Origin of the sequence: Hyphomicrobium sp. D-2, from assembly GCF_029872155.1 — a bacterium.
GTDB lineage: Bacteria > Pseudomonadota > Alphaproteobacteria > Rhizobiales > Hyphomicrobiaceae > Hyphomicrobium_A.
In genome coordinates, this window is record NZ_JARXLA010000002.1 from 428,932 (window position 1) to 449,576 (window position 20,645).

17 protein-coding genes are annotated in these 20,645 nt (G+C 62.4%); 8 read left to right on the top strand and 9 right to left on the bottom strand.

Annotation, left to right across the window (positions count from 1 at the left end):
* Window positions 1–26: 26 nt before the first annotated feature.
* From fabZ to QEZ49_RS03860, 5 genes are all read left to right on the top strand, one after another.
* Window positions 27–539: a 3-hydroxyacyl-ACP dehydratase FabZ gene (fabZ, locus tag QEZ49_RS03840; protein ID WP_280384377.1), complete on the top strand. Its 513-nt coding sequence runs from the start codon at window positions 27–29 to the stop codon at window positions 537–539.
* On the top strand, window positions 532–1,338 hold the full coding sequence (gene lpxA / locus QEZ49_RS03845; RefSeq protein ID WP_280384379.1) for an acyl-ACP--UDP-N-acetylglucosamine O-acyltransferase: 807 nt from the start codon (window positions 532–534) through the stop codon (window positions 1,336–1,338). Before fabZ ends, lpxA begins: the two co-directional genes overlap by 8 nt.
* A 3-nt stretch (window positions 1,339–1,341) precedes the next feature.
* Window positions 1,342–2,679, top strand: a complete 1,338-nt coding sequence (gene lpxI / locus QEZ49_RS03850) for a UDP-2,3-diacylglucosamine diphosphatase LpxI (protein WP_280384381.1) — start codon at window positions 1,342–1,344, stop codon at window positions 2,677–2,679.
* Between the two features lie 5 nt (window positions 2,680–2,684).
* Window positions 2,685–3,911, top strand: a complete 1,227-nt coding sequence (lpxB, locus tag QEZ49_RS03855; protein WP_280384383.1) for a lipid-A-disaccharide synthase — start codon at window positions 2,685–2,687, stop codon at window positions 3,909–3,911.
* A 161-nt stretch (window positions 3,912–4,072) separates the two neighbouring features.
* The gene (locus tag QEZ49_RS03860; RefSeq protein WP_280384385.1) at window positions 4,073–6,970 is read left to right on the top strand and encodes an autotransporter outer membrane beta-barrel domain-containing protein; all 2,898 of its coding nucleotides are present in this window, start codon (window positions 4,073–4,075) and stop codon (window positions 6,968–6,970) included.
* A 149-nt stretch (window positions 6,971–7,119) separates the two neighbouring features.
* Here QEZ49_RS03860 and gltA read toward each other — a convergent pair whose 3' ends face one another.
* Window positions 7,120–8,433, bottom strand: coding sequence for a citrate synthase (gene gltA, locus QEZ49_RS03865; protein WP_280384387.1), 1,314 nt, complete (start codon window positions 8,431–8,433; stop codon window positions 7,120–7,122).
* Between the two features lie 284 nt (window positions 8,434–8,717).
* Entirely contained in the window at window positions 8,718–10,160 is a 1,443-nt protein-coding gene (gltX, locus tag QEZ49_RS03870; RefSeq protein ID WP_280384389.1) for a glutamate--tRNA ligase, read from the bottom strand.
* A gap of 119 nt (window positions 10,161–10,279) precedes the next feature.
* On the opposite strand from gltX, the gene QEZ49_RS03875 reads away from it, so the two are divergent.
* Entirely contained in the window at window positions 10,280–12,037 is a 1,758-nt protein-coding gene (locus QEZ49_RS03875; protein ID WP_280384391.1) for a ComEC/Rec2 family competence protein, read from the top strand.
* Entirely contained in the window at window positions 11,976–12,545 is a 570-nt protein-coding gene (locus tag QEZ49_RS03880) for a hypothetical protein (RefSeq protein ID WP_280384393.1), read from the top strand. Before QEZ49_RS03875 ends, QEZ49_RS03880 begins: the two co-directional genes overlap by 62 nt.
* A 127-nt stretch (window positions 12,546–12,672) precedes the next feature.
* Here QEZ49_RS03880 and lexA read toward each other — a convergent pair whose 3' ends face one another.
* From lexA to QEZ49_RS03905, 5 genes are all read right to left on the bottom strand, one after another.
* Window positions 12,673–13,389 carry a transcriptional repressor LexA gene (lexA, locus tag QEZ49_RS03885; RefSeq protein ID WP_280384395.1) on the bottom strand — a complete coding sequence of 239 codons (717 nt, stop codon included), beginning with the start codon at window positions 13,387–13,389 and terminating at the stop codon, window positions 12,673–12,675.
* A gap of 153 nt (window positions 13,390–13,542) precedes the next feature.
* On the bottom strand, window positions 13,543–14,751 hold the full coding sequence (glp, locus tag QEZ49_RS03890; RefSeq protein WP_280384397.1) for a gephyrin-like molybdotransferase Glp: 1,209 nt from the start codon (window positions 14,749–14,751) through the stop codon (window positions 13,543–13,545).
* Complete coding sequence (moaC, locus tag QEZ49_RS03895) at window positions 14,752–15,234, bottom strand: cyclic pyranopterin monophosphate synthase MoaC (protein ID WP_280384399.1); 483 nt, start codon at window positions 15,232–15,234, stop codon at window positions 14,752–14,754.
* A gap of 95 nt (window positions 15,235–15,329) precedes the next feature.
* The gene (trpC, locus tag QEZ49_RS03900; RefSeq protein WP_280384400.1) at window positions 15,330–16,133 is read right to left on the bottom strand and encodes an indole-3-glycerol phosphate synthase TrpC; all 804 of its coding nucleotides are present in this window, start codon (window positions 16,131–16,133) and stop codon (window positions 15,330–15,332) included.
* Between the two features lie 135 nt (window positions 16,134–16,268).
* Window positions 16,269–17,186, bottom strand: a complete 918-nt coding sequence (locus tag QEZ49_RS03905) for a hypothetical protein (protein WP_280384402.1) — start codon at window positions 17,184–17,186, stop codon at window positions 16,269–16,271.
* A 391-nt stretch (window positions 17,187–17,577) separates the two neighbouring features.
* On the opposite strand from QEZ49_RS03905, the gene QEZ49_RS03910 reads away from it, so the two are divergent.
* On the top strand, window positions 17,578–18,789 hold the full coding sequence (locus tag QEZ49_RS03910) for a hypothetical protein (RefSeq protein ID WP_280384404.1): 1,212 nt from the start codon (window positions 17,578–17,580) through the stop codon (window positions 18,787–18,789).
* Between the two features lie 84 nt (window positions 18,790–18,873).
* Here the strand turns inward: QEZ49_RS03910 and trpD are convergent, their stop codons facing one another.
* Both trpD and QEZ49_RS03920 read right to left on the bottom strand, forming a co-directional pair.
* A complete protein-coding gene (gene trpD / locus QEZ49_RS03915) occupies window positions 18,874–19,899 on the bottom strand; it encodes an anthranilate phosphoribosyltransferase (protein ID WP_280384406.1) in 1,026 nt (341 codons plus the stop codon).
* Window positions 19,900–19,927: 28 nt separating this feature from the next.
* Window positions 19,928–20,542: an aminodeoxychorismate/anthranilate synthase component II gene (locus tag QEZ49_RS03920; protein ID WP_280384408.1), complete on the bottom strand. Its 615-nt coding sequence runs from the start codon at window positions 20,540–20,542 to the stop codon at window positions 19,928–19,930.
* Between the last annotated feature and the right edge of the window lie 103 nt (window positions 20,543–20,645).

Genomic DNA, 20,645 nt, shown 5'->3' on the forward strand with positions numbered 1-20,645 from the left:
AGCGCGCAAGTATGAGGTCGAAGAGAATGAACGATATGACGGAACCCACAGGTGCGACGGCGCTGGCAACGGCAGATATCGCGCGCGTTATGAAGCTGCTGCCGCATCGCTATCCGTTCCTGATGCTGGACCGCATCTATGACATGGACGGCGATCGCAGTTGTGTGGGCGTAAAGAACGTCACCATCAACGAGCCGTTTTTCCAGGGCCATTTCCCGCAGTACCCGGTGATGCCCGGTGTGCTGATCATCGAAGGTCTGGCGCAGACGGCAGGCGCGCTGTGCGTGCACAGCCTGGGCGAAGACTACGTCGCCGAGCTGGTTTACTTCATGGGCATCGATCGCGCCAAGTTCCGCAAGCCGGTGCTGCCGGGCGACCAGCTTCACTATCACGTCCGCAAGATCCGCAACCGCGGGCGCGTCTGGCGTTTCTATGGCGAGGCCAAGGTTGATGGTGCGGTTGTTGCCGAAGCAGAGGTAAGCGCGATGCTCGCCGACACCGCTGAAGCACGCGCCTTTGCGGCTCAAAAACATGGGTGATTACACCGCGCACCCGACAGCGGTGATTGAGGACGGCGCTCAGATCGGTCCCGGTGTAAAGATCGGGCCGTATTGCGTCGTCGGCCCTGAGGTGACACTTGCCGAAGGCGTCGAACTGCTCAGCCATGTCGCGGTGGCTGGCCGCACTTCCATCGGTCCGCGCACGCGCATCTTTCCGTTCGCCTCTATCGGCCATCAGCCGCAGGATCTGAAGTTTCGTGGCGAAGCTTCGACGCTCTCGGTTGGCGCCGACTGCATGATCCGCGAAGGCGTGACGCTCAATCCGGGCACGGAAGGTGGCGGCTATGCGACCACCATCGGCGACCGCTGTGCGTTTCTGGCCAACTCCCATGTCGGCCATGACTGCCATGTCGGCAACAACGTGGTGTTCTCCAACAACGTGATGTTGGCGGGACATTGCACCGTTGGCGATTTCGCCATTCTGGGTGGCGGCGCGGCAGTGATCCAGTTTGCGCGCGTGGGTGCGCATTCGTTCCTGGGTGGCATGTCCGGGCTTGAGAACGATCTCATCCCCTATGGCATGGCGCTTGGTAATCGCGCCTATCTGTCCGGGCTCAACATCGTTGGCCTGCAGAGGCGCGGCTTCTCCCGCGAGGACATCCACAATCTGCGCCGTGCCTACCGCGCGCTTTTTGCGGCTGAGGGCACGCTCTCGGAGCGCACAGACGACGTGGCGAAGGAATTTGCCGGGCAGCCGATTGTCGAGGAAATCATCGCGTTCATCCGCGTCGGCGGCAAGCGCAGCCTCTGCACGCCGAAAGACGCGACCGGAGCCTGACATATGACGCAGCGGCCGCGCGTCGTCGGGATCGTTGCCGGAGCGGGCTCTCTGCCACGCGAGATCGCCGCGCATGTTACAGCGCGCGGCGACCTTGTTCACATCGTGTCGATTGCCGGCGAAGGCGACGACACCGATCTTGAGCCGTTTCCGCTTACCCGTGTTGGCTGGGCGCAGATTGGCCGTCTGTTGCGCGCGTTGCGCAATGCATCCGTTAGCGAGCTTGTGATCGTTGGCGCAGTACGCCGTCCGGACGTGGCTTCGCTGCGCCCGGATTTCGGCGTGGTGACGAACATGCCGGCGGTGCTTCGCATCCTGCGTACCGGCGGCGACGACAGCATCCTGAGCCGCATCGTGCGCTTCTTCGAAAGCAAGGGCTTCAAAGTTGTGTCGCCGGTGGATGTTATGCCGTCGCTTCGGGTAAGCGCGGGGCCGCTGGGGCAGGAGCGCATGACAGCTGCGGACAGAGCTGACGTTGCACTTGGGTTTGATGTTGTGAGGGCTTTGGGGCCGTTCGATATTGGCCAGGCTGTGGTGGTGGCGGACGGGCGAATTGCGGCCATCGAAGGCGCGGAAAACACGGATGCGATGCTCGCGCGGCTGGTGAAGCCGCCTGACAGGCGGGCGCGAAGTGTATCGCAAGGCGATGCGATAGACGCACCCACGACGACAGGCCGACGAGGCGTGCTGGTGAAGCGTCCCAAGCCCCGACAGGAAATGCGCGTCGATCTGCCAGCAATTGGGCCGCAAACGGTTAGTCGCGTGCTGGAAGCCGGGCTGCGGGGCGTTGCGGTGCTGGCGGATGGCGCAATTGCGCTGGAGCGTGATGAACTCGCGCGCGCTGCCAATTTGGCACAGATGTTTGTCGAGGGCGTTGCTGACCACGGTGGCGAGGCGGCGGCTGCGCTGGCCGGATTGCGTGGATTTGTGGCGGTGGGAAAGCATAAGCCCTCCAGTCAGCAAAGTGCCGACGCAACGAAAGCCGCTGACGCGTTGACGGCGTTGCGCCCATACGCGCGTAGCGAAGGCGCAGTTATTGATCGTGGCCATATCCTTGCGATTGCATGTGGCGAAGGCCATGAAGCGCTTGCTTCCAGGGCGGGCCGACTGCGTCAGTGGGGGCGTAAGTCCCGCCGCCAGCCGACGGCAATCGCCGTTATTGCTGTTCAGCAGCTTGATGAAGTTGGCAGGCTGCTAGCCTGTGCAGAAGCGAACCGCATTGCCGGTATTGCGGTGTTGGGAGTTTGTGCCGACGATGTTGCGCCATACATCGCCCAGGCCGACGGCCTTGGATTGGTGCTGCTCGTCGAAAAGACTGATCGTCACATCAAAGAGGAATGAGCGCGATGAGCCTTGCAGCAAGACCAGCGCGCGCTTCTGTTTCTCCGCGTAGCCGAGACGATCTGCGCATTTTTCTGGTCGCAGGCGAACACTCGGGCGACGCCCTCGGTGGCAAGCTGATGACGGCGCTGACGGCGAGATGCAATGGCCGGGTGCACTATCTCGGCGTCGGCGGCGAGACGATGGAGCATGCGGGGCTGGCGTCACAGTTTCCGTTGTCCGACGTGGCGGTGATGGGACCACTGAATATTCTGGCCCGCCTGCCGCGATTGGTGTCGCGCGTGTATCGCACAGTCGACGCGGCGGTAGCGGCGGAACCCGATGCCGTGGTCATCATCGATGCGCCGGAATTCACCCATCCGATTGCCAAGCGCATCCGCAAGCGCGCGCCGTCGATTCCGATCATCGATTATGTTTCGCCCAGCGTGTGGGCCTGGCGCTCGGGGCGCGCGCGCAAGATGCGGCCGTATGTCGATCATGTGCTGGCGCTGTTGCCATTCGAGCCGGCCGCGCATGAGCGGCTCGGTGGCCCGCCGTGCTCCTATGTCGGCCACCCACTGATCGAGCGTCTGGAGTGGATTCAGGGGCTTGATCCAACGGTGCTGGCCGAACGACTGCAGCTTGACCCTGCACGGCCTGTCATCGTCGTGTTGCCGGGCAGCCGGACGTCAGAGGTGACGCGGTTGATGCAACCCTTTGGCGCCACGATTGAAGAGCTGCACAATCGCCGTCTGCGCCCGCAAATTATCATTCCGGCAGTGCCGCATGTGCGCGCCATCATTCAGCAGCATGCGCAGACGTGGCGCGAGCCGCCGCATTTCGTCGAAGGCGACGAAGACAAATTCCGCGCTTTCCGGCTGGCGCATGCGGCGCTGGCGGCATCAGGCACGGTGACGCTCGAACTGGCGCTAGCGGGAACGCCGATGGTTGTCGGCTACAAGGTCGATCGGCTGGCCGCTCAACTCAAGCATCTGGTGAAAGTGCACTCGGTGGTGCTGGCGAACCTGGTGCTGGAAGAAAATGCGTTCCCTGAATATCTGCAGGAGAACTGCACGCCGGAGAAAATGGCGGACGCCATCGAGCCGCTGTTGCGCGATACGCCCGAGAGCCAGGCGCAACTCGCGGCGCTGGCCCGCATTCCGCACTGCATGCTGATCGAAGGTGCGACGCCGAGCGATCTCGCCGCAGACATCGTGCTCGATTACGCCACGCGCGGCCGGCGATCTGCGTAGGCAGGCGGCGCCTGAATTTTTGTGACCCATGGGCAACGGTTGCTTGCGATATTCACCGCAACCGTTGCTTGCAGCTTGCCGCGATTGGTCCAGCTCCTGATTATCGTTCATGAATCGATTTTACGGCGTGGCCGGAACATCCATTTTGAATTTGGGGTCCAATGCGTAGCGCAGCGAAGCCATACCGATCCATCCAGTTGTTAGCTGGGGTGTCGGCTATCGCGCTGGCGGCGGCGCTTTTCACTTCAGCACCTGTCATGGCCAATGGCGGCCAGAGCGGCGGTGGCACCACTGGTGGCGGGGATAGCCTCAATGGCGTGGGGTCCATCGGACTATCCAACCCGGCGACCGGCGGTGGCGGCGGCGGTGCCGGCTTATCCGGTGCCTCGGGTGGAAACGGGACAGGAGCCGGCGGTGCCGGTGGCGTCAATCCGGGCGATAATGGCCAGGACGGATCGAGCGATCCCGTATCCGGTGGCGGCGGTGGTGGCGCGGCCCATGGCGCTGTGCGCACTGAGCTTCCGGATATCGACGGGGTGGTGTTCCAGGGGGGGATCGGCGGTAGCGGCGGAGGCAGCAGCGACTACGGCGGCGGCGGCGGCAGCGGCGGCTGGGGTCTCGTCGTGGACGGTTCGAACAAGACCGGCGCGTTCACCGGTACCATGGTTGGTGGCTCGGGCGGCAATGCAGGTTTGAACGGTGGCGGCTGGGGTGGCTCGGGCGGCGTGGGTTACTCCATATTTGGGGCCAACAACACCGTGACTGTGAATGGTGCAGTCACCGGCGGCGATGGCGGCGATGGCGGCCATCAGACGGCTGCAAGTGGACGTGGAGGCAATGGTGGGAGTGGTGGTTTTGGTGCGTGGCTGATCGGCAGCGGTAACCAGACGACGTTCACTGGCCCTGTAACCGGCGGCAATGGCGGTCGCGCGGGCTCTGATGGTTCCGGCGGCCCGGCGGCGGGCGGACAGGGTGGCTACGGCATTTATGGCGCCGGTGGCGTAACGATCGGTGGCGCAGTTACCGGCGGCAACGGCGGCAGTGTTTTTGATTTTGGAACTGTAGGAGCTGGTGGCGAAGGTGTCAGTGGCAGCAATATGGAAGTCACGGTGCTGTCGACCGGCTCTGTGTCGGGCGGCTTCAGCGGCGACGGTGCCACTCAGGCCAATGCCGTAAAGTTTCTCAGTGGAACCGATTCGCTCATCGTTCACGCTGGTGCATCGTTGAACGGCGCCGTTGCTGGCGACGGCGACGACACGTTCGTGCTTGGCGGCACTGCGGATGGCAGCATCAACTACGACACACAGTTCAGCGGCTTTCAGACGCTGGGTAAAATTGACTCCAGCACCTGGACCCTGACCGGCAATAATTTCACCGGTTCTGCGTTGGTGTTAGGGGGGCGGCTTAACGTCGAGGGCCAGATCGGCACCGCAGGCGAAGTTCATATCGTTGGTGCTGACGGGATACTTGGTGGCGGCGGGACCATTCTCGGCGGCGTAGCGGTGCTGGGTGCCACCTTGGCGCCGGGTGGAGCCCTCAATCAGCTCACGGTTACGGAGACCGTGGGACTGGGACCCAATGCCGTCTTTCAGGTCGGCGTGAACGCTGCTGGCCAGAACGACCGCTTGATGGCGCAGGGTGTCGCGGTGATCGATGCCACCGCCGTTGTGGATGTGCTGGCGCAGCTGGGCAAGTACATGCCCTCGACGCAGTACACGATCATCACCAGCACGGGCGGCGTCACCGGTCAGTTCAATCCGAACGTCACCACCAACATGGCGTTCCTGACGCCGACGCTGAGCTATGACGCCAACAACGTTTATCTGACGCTGGCGAATACGGCAGCGTTCCTCTATGCGGCGCAGACCTACAACGAGCATGCGGTTGCCGGCGCTCTCGACACGCTCGACTTCAACGACCCGTTGTATCAGGCCGTAATTGGGCAGACGGCGGAAGGTGCGCGGCAGGCGTACAACGCAATGTCGGGTGAGATTTATGCCTCGACCATCGGCGTGCTGATCGATCAGGCGCGCTTTGCTCGCGGATCCATCCTCGACCGGCTGTTGCAGTCGTCCTACGCGCAGGGCGGCGCAGGCGGGCAGCAGATGGCGCTCGGAGCAGGCGGGCCGACGACATTCGCCGTGGCATCCGTGCCGATGGAAGGCCGCATGGCGCTCGGCATGGGCGACGGCAGCGGACGCGGATCGCATGCGTTTGCGCCTGCATATTCCGACGGCCTCGTTTTCTGGACGCAAGGCTTTGGTTCGTGGGGCAGCTACGACGGTAACGGCAATGCCGCCGCGGTTGAGCGCACGCTCGGCGGCTTTGTATCGGGTGTCGATACAGGGCTTGGCGATGGCTGGCGCGCGGGTGTCGCGGCGGGTTATGCGCGCTCGAATATTTCCGTTGGCGCGCGCAACTCGTCGTCGGAAATCGACAGTTACACGCTGGCGGCATACGCGGGCGGCCCAGTGGGATCGTTTGCGCTGCGCGCTGGCGGCACCTGGACATGGAGCGACATTGAAGCTTCGCGCGCGGTTGTGTTTCCGGGGTTCGCGTCGCTGCAAGAGGCAAGCTATAACGGCGATGTCGGCCAGCTGTTCGCTGAACTCGCGCATCCGTTCGTGTCCGGTGCATCAGCGATCGAGCCATTTGCTGGCCTTGCGTGGGTACATCTGAACACGGATGGTTTCACCGAGAGCGGCGGTGCGGCGGCCCTGGCCGTGCGCGGCAGCAACGAGAATGTCGGCTATTCGACGCTGGGCCTGCGCGCTGCCACAACGCTCCCGATGGGTGGGGTTCTGGTGACGCCACGTGCCTCGGCGGCCTGGCAGTATGCGTTCGGCGACACGACGCCCGATCTTGCGCTGGCGTTCGCAAGTTCCGGCGCCAGCTTTGGCATTCTCGGCGTGCCGTTGGCCCGCTCAAGCGCGTTGCTGGAGGCTGGCCTCGATATTCAGCTCAGCGAAGATGCAGTGCTGGGCGTGTCCTATGTCGGCCAGCTTGCCGGTGATCTGCAGGATAACGGCGTGCAGGGTAAAATTCTCTGGAAGTTTTAAGTTGGCGAAGTTTCGTTGGCGCTCGGCGACTGCCCTGCGGGGAGCCGGCCGTGGTTGCTTGATGCGCTCGGCGACTCTCCTCCGGAGAGCCAGCCGCCGAGCGTAGGGATGTCTTCACTGCAGGCAGCCAGTCGCCGAGCGCCAGAGTTTTATCGCTCGTTGATGGGCACGTAGTTGCGCTCGGGCGCTCCCATGTAAAGCTGGCGTGGACGGCCGATGCGCTGCTCGGGATCCTCGATCATTTCTTTCCACTGCGCGATCCAGCCTACGGTGCGCGCGATGGCGAACAGCACCGTGAACATCGACACCGGGAAGCCAAGCGCGCGCAGCGTGATGCCGGAGTAGAAATCGATGTTGGGATAGAGCTTCTTTTCGATGAAGTACTCGTCCTGCAGCGCGATGCGCTCCAGTTCGATCGCCACCTTCAACAGCGGATCGTTATGGATGCCGAGCGCGTCCAGTACCTCGTGACACGTTTTCTGCATCACCTTGGCGCGCGGATCGTAGTTCTTGTAGACGCGATGGCCGAAGCCCATCAGGCGGAAGCCTGAGTTCTTGTCCTTGGCCTTGGCGATGAATTCCGGGATGCGCTCCACGCTGCCGATCTCGGCCAGCATGTTCAAAGCGGCCTCGTTGGCGCCACCGTGCGCCGGTCCCCACAGGCAGGCGATGCCGGCGGCGATGCATGCAAACGGATTGGCGCCCGACGAACCGGCCAGACGCACGGTCGACGTGGATGCGTTCTGCTCGTGGTCGGCGTGCAGGATGAAAATGCGATCAAGCGCGCGCGTCAGCACCGGATTGGCGACATACGGCTCGCATGGGATGGCAAAGCACATCTGCAGGAAGTTGGTGGTGTAGTCGAGGTCGTTGCGCGGATAGATGAACGGCTGACCGATTGAATACTTGTAGGCCATCGATGCAATCGTCGGCATCTTTGCCAGCATGCGATGCGAAGCCATTGCGCGCTGCGCTGGATCGTTGATGTCGGTGGAGTCGTGATAGAACGACGACAGCGCGCCAACGGTGCCAACCATGACGGCCATCGGATGCGCGTCGCGGCGGAAGCCGGTGAAGAAGCGCGTCATCTGCTCATGCAACATGGTGTGCCGCATGATCGTGGTGTTGAATGCGGCGTACTGGTCGTGCGTCGGCAGTTCGCCGTGCAGCAGCAGATAGCAGACTTCAAGGAAACTGGAGTGCTCCGCGAGCTGATCTATCGGATAGCCGCGATACAGCAGTATGCCGGCGTCGCCATCGATGTAGGTGATGCGCGATGAGCAATTCGCAGTCGACGTGAAGCCAGGATCGTAAGTGAAACAGCCTGTGTCACGATAGAGCTTGCCGACGTCAATGACATCCGGACCAAGAGTTCCACTGCGCACCGGCAGGGTGGACTTCTTGTCGGCGAGTGAAAGCTCGGCGGCCGCAGCGTCGGCGTGCCCCTTGTCGTGAACATTCATGGCGCAGTTTCCTGTAGTTCCCGGAGGTCGGAACCGATCATCTGCACCCGTCTGGTAGCGGCGGGCTTGTACGATCGGCGTCCAGCGAAAGACAGATCGACATGTAGGGCACGAAGGGCAGAGCGCCCTCCGTGGAAGTGCCGAAGCGATATGCTATATCACTTTCGCATTGCAACATACATGCAACGAGAACTTCGCCAACGCAACGCAATTTGCAAAATTTGCGTGATATCTCTTAGTGATGCGCAATCATGCGTAGACGGCATATTGTTCTTTAGGACGAACTACCCCGCCGCCTGATCGCGGATGCGGTCAAGCGCTTCATCGCGGCCAAGAACTGCCAGAACATCGAAGACCGGCGGTGAAACCGATTTTCCCGTCAGCGCGGCGCGCAACGGTTGCGCGACCTTGCCGAGCTTGGCACCTGTCTTCTCGGCGTAGTTGCGCACGATAGCTTCCAGATCAGCGGCCGACCAGTGGGACGCTGCCTCAAGATCGGGCAACAGCTGCTGAAGTGTAAGGCGTCCACCATCGTCCAGGATTTTTTGCGCCTTTTCATCGACCGGCAGCGGACGATCCGCGAACAGGAACATCGCGCTTTCGATGAGTTCAATCAGCGTTTTTGCCCGCTCCTTGAGCCCTGGCATGGCGAGCAGAAACTTGGCGTGCATGTTTGCATCCAGCCGTTCGGCAATGAACGTGCCTTCCGGAATGGACGGCAGCAAGTCTTCGATCCGCTGCAGCAGTTCCTGATCCGACGTGTGACGGATGTAATGGCCGTTGAGGTCTTCGAGCTTGGCGTAGTCGAACCGTGCCGGTGCGCGGTTGATGTCCGGCAGATCGAACCAGTCGAGCATCTGCGATGTCGACATGATCTCGTCGTTGCCGTGGCTCCAGCCCAGGCGCACCAGATAGTTGCGTAGCGCGGCGGGCAGGTATCCCATGTCGCGATAGGCTTCGACGCCGAGCGCACCGTGACGCTTTGAAAGTTTGGCGCCGTCGGGTCCATGGATCAGCGGCACATGGGCGAAGCGCGGCACCTGCCATCCCATCGCTTCGTAGATCTGCGTCTGGCGGGCAGCATTGGTGAGATGATCGACGCCGCGGATCACTTCGGTGATCTGCATGTCGTGGTCATCAACAACAACGGCGAGGTTGTAAGTCGGGTTGCCGTCCGAGCGCAGGATGATGAGATCATCCAGTTCCTTGTTCTGGAACACGACGCGGCCCTGCACGAGATCATCCACCACTGTTTCACCCTCGCGCGGTGCCTTGAGGCGGACAGCGTAGGACAGGCCAGCGGGAGCTTCGGCGGGATCGCGGTCGCGCCAGGGGGAGCGGATCGTCAGCGGCCGCTTTTCGGCCTGCGCTTCCTCGCGCATGCGATCGAGTTCATCGGGCTGCAACCAGCAGCGATAGGCGTGTCCGCTGGCCAGCAGCTCTTCGGCCACCTGGCGGTGACGCTTGGCGCGGCCATACTGCGAAACCTCATCGCCGTCCCAATCGAGCTCAAGCCATTTCAGGCCGTCCAGAATGGCGGCAACGGCGGCCGGATTGTTCCGCTCGCGATCGGTATCTTCAATGCGCAGCAGCATTTTTCCACCGCGCCCGCGTGCATACAGCCAGTTGAAAAGCGCGGTGCGCGCGCCACCGATATGCAGATATCCCGTGGGCGAAGGAGCAAAGCGCACGATCGGCGCTGCGTCGCGGCGTGTTTTGTCGGTCATATTTTTAACTATTGCCGTTGGATGCGGGGTGCTTTCGGTCGATGTAGCATGCCAGGACGGGGGGAGTAAGGGGCACCGGGTTTTCGGCGATGGATGGGGCAGTTGCGATCGGGGGAGGGGTGGCGCACGGCCGCGGGCTGCACGCCGCGTTGCTCCGCCGTCTGGAAGTTGAGCAGGAGCGTTGCTTCTACTGGCTTCCGGTGATGATCGGACTGGGTATCGGCGTTTATTTCGCGCTTCCCGTGGAGCCATCGCTGCTCACCGCGCTGGTGCCGTTTCTGAGTGTCGTCGCGTGGCGCATGGCCACCGGCTCAGGTGGCCCACGCGGCTTGATCGGTGCGCTTGTGCTTGCAGCGCTCACAGCGGCGACACTCGGATTCGGGTTGGCGAAGCTGCGGGCGGAATATGTGCGCGCGCCGGTGCTGACGAAACAGATGGGCGCGGCGGAGGTGCGCGGCTGGCTCGAACTGGTTGAGCCTCGGGCGCAGCGTGGCCAGCGTCTCACGGTGCGTATTGCATCGATTGGCAATCTGGCCCCGGACCGCCGCCCTCAGCGCGTGCGGATTACCACGACGCGGGCGGTGCCAGAGCTGAAGCCGGGCATGCCGATACGGGTGCGCGCTTCGCTGATGCCGCCATCTTCACCGGCGTTGCCGGGCGATTACGACTTCGGCCGTCAGGCGTGGTTCAAGGGACTGGGTGCGGTCGGATATACTTTCTCGGTTCCGCGCATCGATGATGAGGCGGGCGAGGCGCCATTGGATCTGCGCCTGTGGTCGTACGTCGAGCGCGTGCGGCAGGTTATTGGCGATCGGATTTCCGTTGTTCTTCCGGGCGAAACGGGCGCCATGGCAACTGCGCTATTGACCGGCGAGCGCGGCGGCATTTCCACCGCAACCAACGATGCATTCCGCGATTCCGGTCTGGTGCATCTGCTGTCCATCTCTGGCTTCCATATGGCGGTGATGGCCGGATCGGTTTTTCTGGCTGTGCGCTTCCTGCTGGCGCTGCTGCCGGCGGTTGCATTGCGCTATCCGATCAAGAAGTGGGCGGCAGGCATCGCGATGCTAGCGGCGATCGGCTATCTGCTGATTTCCGGCGGAGCGTTCGCCACCGTTCGCTCCGCGATCATGGTGGCGATCATGTTTTTCGCTGTGATGCTGGATCGTCCGGCATTGGCGCTGCGCAATGTCATTCTGGCAGCCACGATCATTCTGGTGCTCTTTCCCGAGAGCCTGCTGGATGTCGGGTTCCAGATGTCGTTCGCGGCTGTGCTGGCGCTGGTCAGTCTGTACGAAGCGCTGCGCGAACGCCCGACCTGGATCGCTTTGGCTGAGCGGTCATACATGCGCCTTGCGATGTTCTTCGGCGGCATCGTGCTGACGACATTGATTGCCAGCGCGGCCGTTGCTCCGTTCGGTGCCTATCACTTCCACACCTCGCAGCAATATGCGGTACTGGCGAACCTGATCGCACTGCCGATATGCAACATTGCGGTGATGCCTGCCGCCCTGGCTGCCCTTGTCGCCATGCCGCTTGGCCTCGAAAAGCTGGCCGCTCATCGTCATGGGCTGGGGCATCGATTTTACGGTGTGGGTGGCCTATCGGGTGGCGGAACTGCCCGGCGCAGTCGTCAACGTTCCGGCGATGCCGTCGTATGCGTTTCTGTTCATGGTTGCGGGTGGATTGTGGCTGATGCTGTGGCGGACGCGCTGGCGCTTTGCCGGGCTTGTGCTGGCGGCCATTGGTGTTGCTCTGGCGCCGACTTTGCGCACGCCGGATATGCTGATTGGGCGGGATGGCGCAATCGTTGCCGTGCGCGACAACAACGGTGCTTTGTCGGCGCTGGGTGGCAAACGCGCCGGCTTCGAGCTTGAGCGCTGGGTTGAGCACGATGGCTGGAAAAGTGATTTAGAGCATGCTGTGAAAGGCGAAGCGTTCCGCTGTGACGGTGTTGGCTGCACGGCATCGTATGCGGGGCTAGGCATCGCCGTGGCCCGCCACCCGGCGGCATTCGCCGAGGATTGCCGCCGTGCCGAGATCCTGGTTTCAGCGCTGGTCAGTCCTCGCAGCTGTACGCAGCCAAAAGCGGTGATCGACTTTTTCGCCGCGCGCAGACACGGAGCGCACGCCATCTACATAGGACGCGATGGCGCGATCGAAATTGAAACTGTCGCCGCCGCGCGCGGGGAGCGACCATGGTCGATGCCTTCGCCACGACGCGCGGCATCTACGGCAGCGGCTGGCGATGATCCGGCGTCAGGGGCACTCGCTGGCCCAGCGTCAGAGGGCGTCGCTGAACGCAGCCCTGCATCGCGGACCACTGCTGGCAACAACCCGGCGCATGATAACGCTTCCGAGCTGATTGCACCCGGTCAGGATTGAAGCCGGTAGGGAGGCCTAGCCTGCCGGCACAAGAGCATGCAGCTACAGGTTTCAGGCGCGGATATCCGCGAGCTGAATAAACTCCGACACAGCCCGCTCCGCAGCGAGGAAGCGGGCAGCTATCTGATTAGAACCGGCGCATAAGTCCGACAAGCCGCCCCTGAATATCCACCTGATCCGGACCGAAGATGCGCGTCTTGAACTCCGGGTTAGCGGCTTCCAGCGCAATCGTGGTGCCCTTTTTGCGCAGGCGTTTCAGCGTCGCTTCTTCCTGCTCCACCAAGGCCACGACGATGTCGCCATTTTCAGCGGTGTTGCAACGCCGGATGATGACGATATCACCATCCAGAATGCCCGCTTCGATCATTGAATCGCCCTTCACTTCAAGGGCGAAATGCTCGCCGTTGGTGAGCAGATCGGGGGGGCAGGCGATATCGTGACTGTGGTTCTGAATGGCGCTGATTGGCGTGCCGGCGGCAATGCGGCCCATGACCGGCACCGACACCGTACGCCCGTCGATAATGGTTGAAGGGGGCGCCGCAAACTCGCGCGGACGACTGCCCTCAATGACGCTGAGATCGGGGCGTCGCGCCGCCGCTGTTGATGCTGCTGCCGATGGCGCCGTTTGATTTTCCGGCAGCCGGATGACCTCAATGGCGCGCGCGCGGTGGGGAAGCCTGCGGATGAAACCCCGTTCGACCAGGGCTGTAATGAGGCGGTGGATGCCGGATTTGGATTTGAGATCCAATGCATCCTTCATCTCGTCAAAGGAAGGTGGGACACCCTTTTCCTGCATGCGCTCGTGAATGAAGAGCAGCAGCTCCTTTTGCTTCTCAGTGAGCATGGGGTCTCCCGCAAATGGAATGCCAGCCGCCAGCCCCGAACCGTGGATTTAAAAAAACGACCACTTGAGCCACGTCTGTCCAGCACCCCGGACAAATCATGAACGTACCCTAACCGTTCCACAGGCGTTCCGCAAGTGTCGTTGTATGGCCGCTCAGAAATCGATCGGCAGAACGCGCACGATCTCGCCCGCAGCCGCAGGCTTTGCACAGGGTGCGCGCACGATCAGGGCGTTCGCGGTGGCGAGGGCGGTGATATGGGCGCTGTCAAATGATGACAGTGGCGCCGCGCGCGGAAGTTCGCCCGGCAACGGCGTTAGAAGTGCGCGCATATAATGTTGGCGCGGTCCGTTTTCAGGAATCGCTCCAGCGAGGACCGCAGTCTGTTCGGCGAGGGGATCGTCCGTGCGCCCCAGAAATGCATAGAGCAGCGGCACCAGAAAAATTCGCGCTGTGATGAGGCAGGAAAGCGGGTTGCCCGGCAGCCCAAGCACGCGCTGATGTGTATTGAGGCGCCCGAACAGCATCGGCTTGCCGGGGCGGATCGCTACCTTCCAGAAGTCGAGTGCCATCCCACGCGCTTCCAGCGCCGGTTTGACGAGGTCACGGTCGCCCACCGACGCGCCGCCGATCGTCACCAGTACGTCGGCGTCATCAGCTCCGGCCAGTGCGGCTGTAAGCGCTGGCATGTTGTCGGCAGCAATCCCCAACAGACATGCTTCGCCGCCAAAGCTCTCGATCAGCGCGGCCAGGCCATAGGGATTGGATGAAATGATCTGGCCGATACCCGGTTTGTTGCCTGGGGCCACAAGCTCGTCACCGGTTGCCAGAATGGCGATGCGCGGCTTGCGGCGCACGGCGAGCTGCGCATGGCCACCGGCTGCGGCCAGCGTGATGGCGGAGGCATTGAGCCGACGGCCAGCTTTAAGCAGCGTTTCACCGGCGCGAAAATCGCTGCCCATCCTGCGGACGTTCGCTGCGAGAGATGCCGGTTCGAGGACGGTCAGAGCTTCACCGTCGCGTTCGGTGTTCTCCTGGATGATAACCGTATCGGCGCCTTCGGGCAGACTGCCGCCGGTAAAGATGCGCACGGCCTCGCCGGGCCCGACAACTCCGTTGAACGGACCACCGGCATTGGCCTCACCAATGACGGTGAGATGCGCGGGCGCCGATTTGACGTCGTCGCCACGCACCGCATAGCCGTCCATGGCGGAGGCATTGAATGGCGGCTGTGTGAGATGCGCGATGACGTCATCCGACAGCACACGACCGCCAGCGGCAATGAGATCAACCGTTTCGCTGCCGAGCGGTGTGACGCTTTCGAGAACGCGCCGCAATGCCTCTTCAACCGGGAGCAGCGACATTCAAGCGCTCTCCGCGCGAAAATCGCCGGAGCGTCCGCCGGATTTTTCCATCAGCCGGATGTCTTGAATCGTCATCCCGCGATCCACCGCTTTCAGCATGTCGTAGAGCGTAAGGCAGGCAACTGAAACGGCGGTTAGTGCTTCCATTTCAACGCCGGTTGGGCCGCTGGTCTTGACCTCGGCCGAGACATGCACGCCACACGGCGCATCGCCGGGTTGCAATGTCACGACAACCTTCGACAGCGCCAGCGGATGGCACAGCGGGATCAATTCATGGGTGCGCTTGGCGGCCATGATGCCGGCGATGCGCGCGGTCGCCAGCACGTCACCCTTGGGTGCGTTGCCGGAGTTCATCAAGTCGAGAGTTGCGAGCTGCATGGTGATAAAGCCCGCCGCGATGGCCGTCCGCGTTGTTGCGGGCTTGTCCGATACATCCACCATCCGCGCATCGCCCTTGTCGTCGATGTGCGTGAGCCTGGCCATGTTGCACTCCGATCGTTCGGCGCCGTGCGGCGCTCGTGGTTAGGGCAGGGGCGTGTCAAGCGAAGCGTGTCGGTCGATGAACGCGCGCCACTATCTCACGCGGCGCGGTTGCGCGCGAGCAGGGTGCGCGTTGCCGCGGTGACGTCCTGCTGCCGCATCAGGCTTTCACCTACCAGGAACGTGTTAACGCCCACGCGTTCCAGCAGCTCGATATCCGCGGGGGTGAAGATGCCGCTTTCGCCAACCACGATACGATCGGCTGGAATGCGCGGCGCAAGGCGCTCCGTCGTTGCCAGCGTGACGTCGAATGTCTTCAGGTTGCGATTGTTGATGCCGATGAGACGGCAGTCCAGCGCCAGCGCTCGGTCGAGTTCGGCCTCGTCATGGACTTCCGCGATGGCGTCCATGCCCCAATCCTTCGCGGCACGGGCAAGGTCATGCGCGGTCGCGTCGTTCACCTGCGCCAGAATGATGAGAATGCAGTCAGCGCCCCACGCGCGCGCCTCGGCCACCTGATAGGTGTCGAGCATGAAATCTTTCCGCAGCGCGGGCAGGGTGCAGGCAGCGCGGGCCTGGGTCAGATATTCGGGGGCGCCCTGAAACGACGGCGTGTCCGTCAGTATCGACAGGCACGCAGCGCCACCGGCCTCGTAGGCCTTCGCTAGCGCTGGAGGATCGAAGTCCTCGCGGATGAGGCCCTTGGAAGGGCTGGCCTTCTTGATTTCAGCGATAAGTGCCGGCAGGCTAGCGGCATGCTTGGCCGCGATGGCATCGGCGAAGGGGCGGACACGCGGAGCGCTGCGGGCCAGTTCCGCCACGACGCGCAGAGGTACGGCCGTTTTGGCACGGGCGATCTCTTCAAGTTTGTAGCGGGTGATTTTCTCGAGAATGTCGGCCATGGTTTCCGGCGTTTCATTGGTGCTTCAGGGCTTGCTACCCGTGGGCCCCGGCACGGTCAAGCGATGGCGGCCGCTTTACCCGCCAGCAGGCCTCTAGTCAGGCTCGCTGCGACGCAGCAATCTGCGCTTGAAGGCTCAGGCCGGTTCCGTTGCGTGTATTTCGACTACGCCGGTCGCGGGTTCCATCACATAGACCATCAGATCGGGGCGCTCACGTTTCAGCCGGCCGGCCAGACGCCGTCCCTCAGCCTCGTGGGCAGCATATTGCGCATCGCTCCAGTGCGGGTTTGAAAAATCCTCCATGTTGAACGAGGTGTCATAGCTCTGCGCCCAGTTCTTCAGGTCGGCGCGCAGGCCGTCAGAGAGTTCGATCATGTCCGGCGAGAAGCAGCCATAGCGATCCTCATCCAGCGCCCAAAGCGGATCACACTGATAGTCGCACATCAGCTTGATGCGCGTGCACTCATGGGCGGGCAGGGCCGGGCCGCTGTTGTATTCATCGCCGTTTTCTCCAGCACCGAAAGCTGCCAGCGGTGATTTGGGCTTGGGCTGCCACCACAGCGTTTTGAATACATATCCGAGGTACAACACCAGCGCCGCAACAGTGACGAGCGCGGCGGTCTGGTTGAGAGCGGCAAGCGGCATCAGCCGTCCGTGCCAGGTGGCCCACACCACGAATGCAGTTGCCGCGAAATAGATAACAAACGCGTTTGTCGTCTGGCGGCGTCCGGTGGTGTCGGGCGGATTGTCGGCATCGAAATATCGCGGTGCGATGACATAGAGGTAGAACGCCTGTGCCAATGTCGACAGCGCGAAGATCCAGACGGCAGCTTCAAGTCCTGCAAGCAGCAGCACGCCGCCTAGAAAGACCAGCCCTGAAGCAGTAACCAGCCATGCGCTCTGGATGCGCTCAGGCATGCTGGTTTTTTTCATCGAGATGGCGGCGATGGCCTTGTCGAAGAATATCGACATCAGCCCGGCTCGGGTGCCGACCAATCCGGCGAACGCGTAAAAGGCGCCGATCACCTTGAGTGCGATGTCCGTTATTTCCACGGCGAAAAATCCATAAATCAAAGCTGGCGTTCCAGCGTGTCGAGATGCTGCAAAACAATTCATCCGCCAGCGCGGCGCGAAAGTGATGCTAGAAAGATGGAGTTTTCGCGACGATATTGGCGTGCGCAATGCGTGCGCTGGGGCTGCGCTTGCCGCTGGCCGAGACTGCGAGTTCAGGCGACCCCCGTGCGGACATTGGTCTTGCCAGTGCAGCCGCCCTTAATACTTCCTTAAGCAACGCCGGGCGCTAAGCCGCATGGCCAACGCCCGGCGAATTGTTCACGCCAACGGACGATTTGCATTCTATCGCGGCTTTGCCGCAATGGTACCGCATAAACGCCTTGCTTTCGCACCGGGGAAGCGATTGCGATCGATTGGAGGCTGGACGCGCATGGCACGACGGATCTTCTTTGGGCGGCGCCCGGTCTCGCGTGTTGTGAGCGTTTGTCTCGGGCTGGCGCTGGGCGGTCCCGTGTTCGCCACGACGGCCTTTGCGGTTGATGCTCCGGCGACGGAAGGCGATGCGCCGGCTCCGCTGAAGACGCATCTCGATGAGTACCGCGAACTGCTGGCCGCCCATAATCGCGCTTGGGAAGACTACGAGAAGATCGCCGCGCCCTACTGGCAGTCGGTGACGGAAAAGCGTTCGCGCCGGCGGACCAAGATGGCCAACGGTCTGACCCTGACCGAGGCTGACTATGTGATGGAACAGCCGCCGGCATTTACCGGGCCGCCGAAGCCTGACAATCCACTCGCACCGAAAACAAAAAGTCCGATTCCCGACGTGCAGGAGTTTCTTGCCGCGGCGAAGGCGGAATACGATTTCGAACCGGAGCGTCCGCAAAGCGAGGTCGCATTCAAGCGCGCCTATGCTCAGTTTGCAGCCGCCAAGGGTATTGAAGCGAAGGTTGCCGTAAAGATCTACGCGTTTGAAGCCGGTGGTGATGGCCAGCACGATATTCAGGCCGGGCGCGAGCACGATCCGAAGGGCAAGGTGATTTCAACGGCGCTGGGCTACAATCAGCTGCTCACCACCAACACGATTGGCCTGCTGGCGGAAGCTGGATCGGAATTTATCGGCACGCTGAAGGAGAGCGCAGCTATTGCCGACGGACCGCGCAGGCAAGCGCTGGAACGCAAGATCGCCAACCTGAGAAAAATGGTGGCGTTTGCGCGCACGGTGCCGAACGACTGGAACGCGCACGGTCGGCTGGCCAGTACGCCGAAGGGTATCGGCGTGCACGCGCTCAACCTCGATATAGACATCGGTCCGATGCTGCAGACACGTAAGCTGACCAACTCGATCAACTTCGCCAAGGCGAAGGGCTATGACGCGACGCTGACCGCCGCCGAGCTGGAAATGATGAACCTGACGGGAGACGGCAACGGCTTCGATATGCTGACGATGCCGCCGATACTGCGCGAGATCGTTCCGACGTCAAACTTTTTCCAGCGCGGCGGTTATGAGCGCAATCCGGTAGCCGCACGCAATAACACTGTGTCAAAGCTGCTGGCGGCGACGGACGAAAAGATGGAGCGCGAAATGCGCAAGCAGGGCGCCAAAGATCTTGCAGCCGCTTTCGACGCTGTAGCGTTGCGCTAAGGCAGTGTTACCGATTGACGTGACGACGGGCGGAAGCCACCAAGTGCACGCGTTTTCGTTCGCGTGCACGCAATCACGAGCGGCTTACAGCACTTCGTTGGTGACGGCGACAAGCGTATCGAGTGCCCGCGCAGCAGCGCCGTCATCGATAGCGCGCGCTGCCCGTTCGGCGCCTTCGCGCAGGTCCGCCGCCTTGCCACCCACGATAAGCGCGGCGGCCGCATTCAGCAGCACGATATCGCGGAACGGCCCTTCTTCGCCCGCCAGCAGATTGCGGATTGCGGTGGCGTTCACACTGGCGTCACCGCCCTTCAGGTCAGCAAGGGTCGCCGATGGCAGACCAGCGTCCTCCGGCCCAACCTCAAAGGTGCGGATCTCGCCGTCCTTCAACTCGGTGATGCGCGTGCGGCCGGTGGTGGTGATTTCGTCGAGGCCGTCTGAGCCATGCACAACCCAGGCATGTTCCGAACCAAGGTTCCTTAGAACCTCAGCAACCGGCTCAGTCCAGGCTGCGTTGAAGACGCCGACGATCTGACGTTTCACCCGAGCGGGGTTTGCCAGCGGACCAATGAGATTGAAAATGGTGCGGATGCCCAGTTCGCCGCGCGCGGCCGCCCAGTGCTTCATGGCCGAGTGATGCATCGGGGCCCACATGAAGCCAACGCCCGCCTGCGCAATCGAGCGCGAAATGACGATCGGCGAAACGTCGATCTTCACGCCGAGTGCAGTCAGAACATCGGATGCGCCGGAAAGTGACGACACCGCGCGGTTGCCGTGCTTGGCGATCGGGATGCCTGCACCGGCTGCAACGATGGCAGCGCACGTCGAGACGTTAAAGGTGTTGTGCCCGTCACCGCCCGTGCCCACGATGTCGACGGCGTTGGGTGGAGCTTCCACCGGCAGCATGCGCTCGCGCATCAGTTGGGCGGCGCCGGTGATCTCAGGGATGGTTTCGCCGCGCACGCGCAACGCCATCAGGAACGCGGCCATCTGCACCGGCGTGGCAACGCCGGACATCATGGTTTCCAGCGCGTCCTTGATCTCGTCTTCGGTAAGGCTGGCGCCCGTCGCCACCTTCTGCATGAGGAGTTTCAGCTCGATGGCGGGCATGGCAAAGCCTTGAATTTCGTGTGGTGAATTATGCGGCGGTGCGCGCGAAGGGCGTCTTGCGGCGGATAGGGTTCATGTCCGCAAGCTCAAGAAAATTGGCGAGCAGGGCGTGGCCCTGTTCGGATGCAATACTTTCGGGGTGGAACTGCACGCCGTGGACCGGATGGGTCTTGTGCTGCAGGCCCATGATGATGCCGTCCGACGTTTCCGCGGTGATTTCCAGCTCATCGGGCAGACTGGCGCGATCGACGATCAGCGAGTGATAGCGCGTAACCTCGAATTGCTCGGGCAGGCCCTTGAACACGCCCTTGTCCGAATGGTGGATGGTCGAAAGCTTGCCGTGCAGCGGCTCGGGCGCGCGGATCACCTTCCCGCCGTAGGCCTGACCGATGGATTGGTGACCAAGGCACACGCCCAGCAGCGGGATCTTGCCCTCGGCCTTGGCGATGAGATCCAGGCAGACGCCAGCTTCGTTGGGTGTGCACGGGCCGGGCGACAGCACGATGGCCTGCGGCTTGGCGGCGATCACCTCGTCGGCCGTAGCCTTGTCGTTGCGGATCACCTCGCACGGGGCACCCAGCTCGCCCAGGAAATGAACGAGATTGTAGGTGAAGCTGTCATAGTTATCGATGAGGATCAGCATGGCTGTCTGCGCGTCCCTGGCCCATCGTGAGTGTCATCCGGTTGGAGAGGGTGTAGGGAGCGCACGGGGCAGCGTCAAGTAAATGGCGGCGCGCTAGCATGCC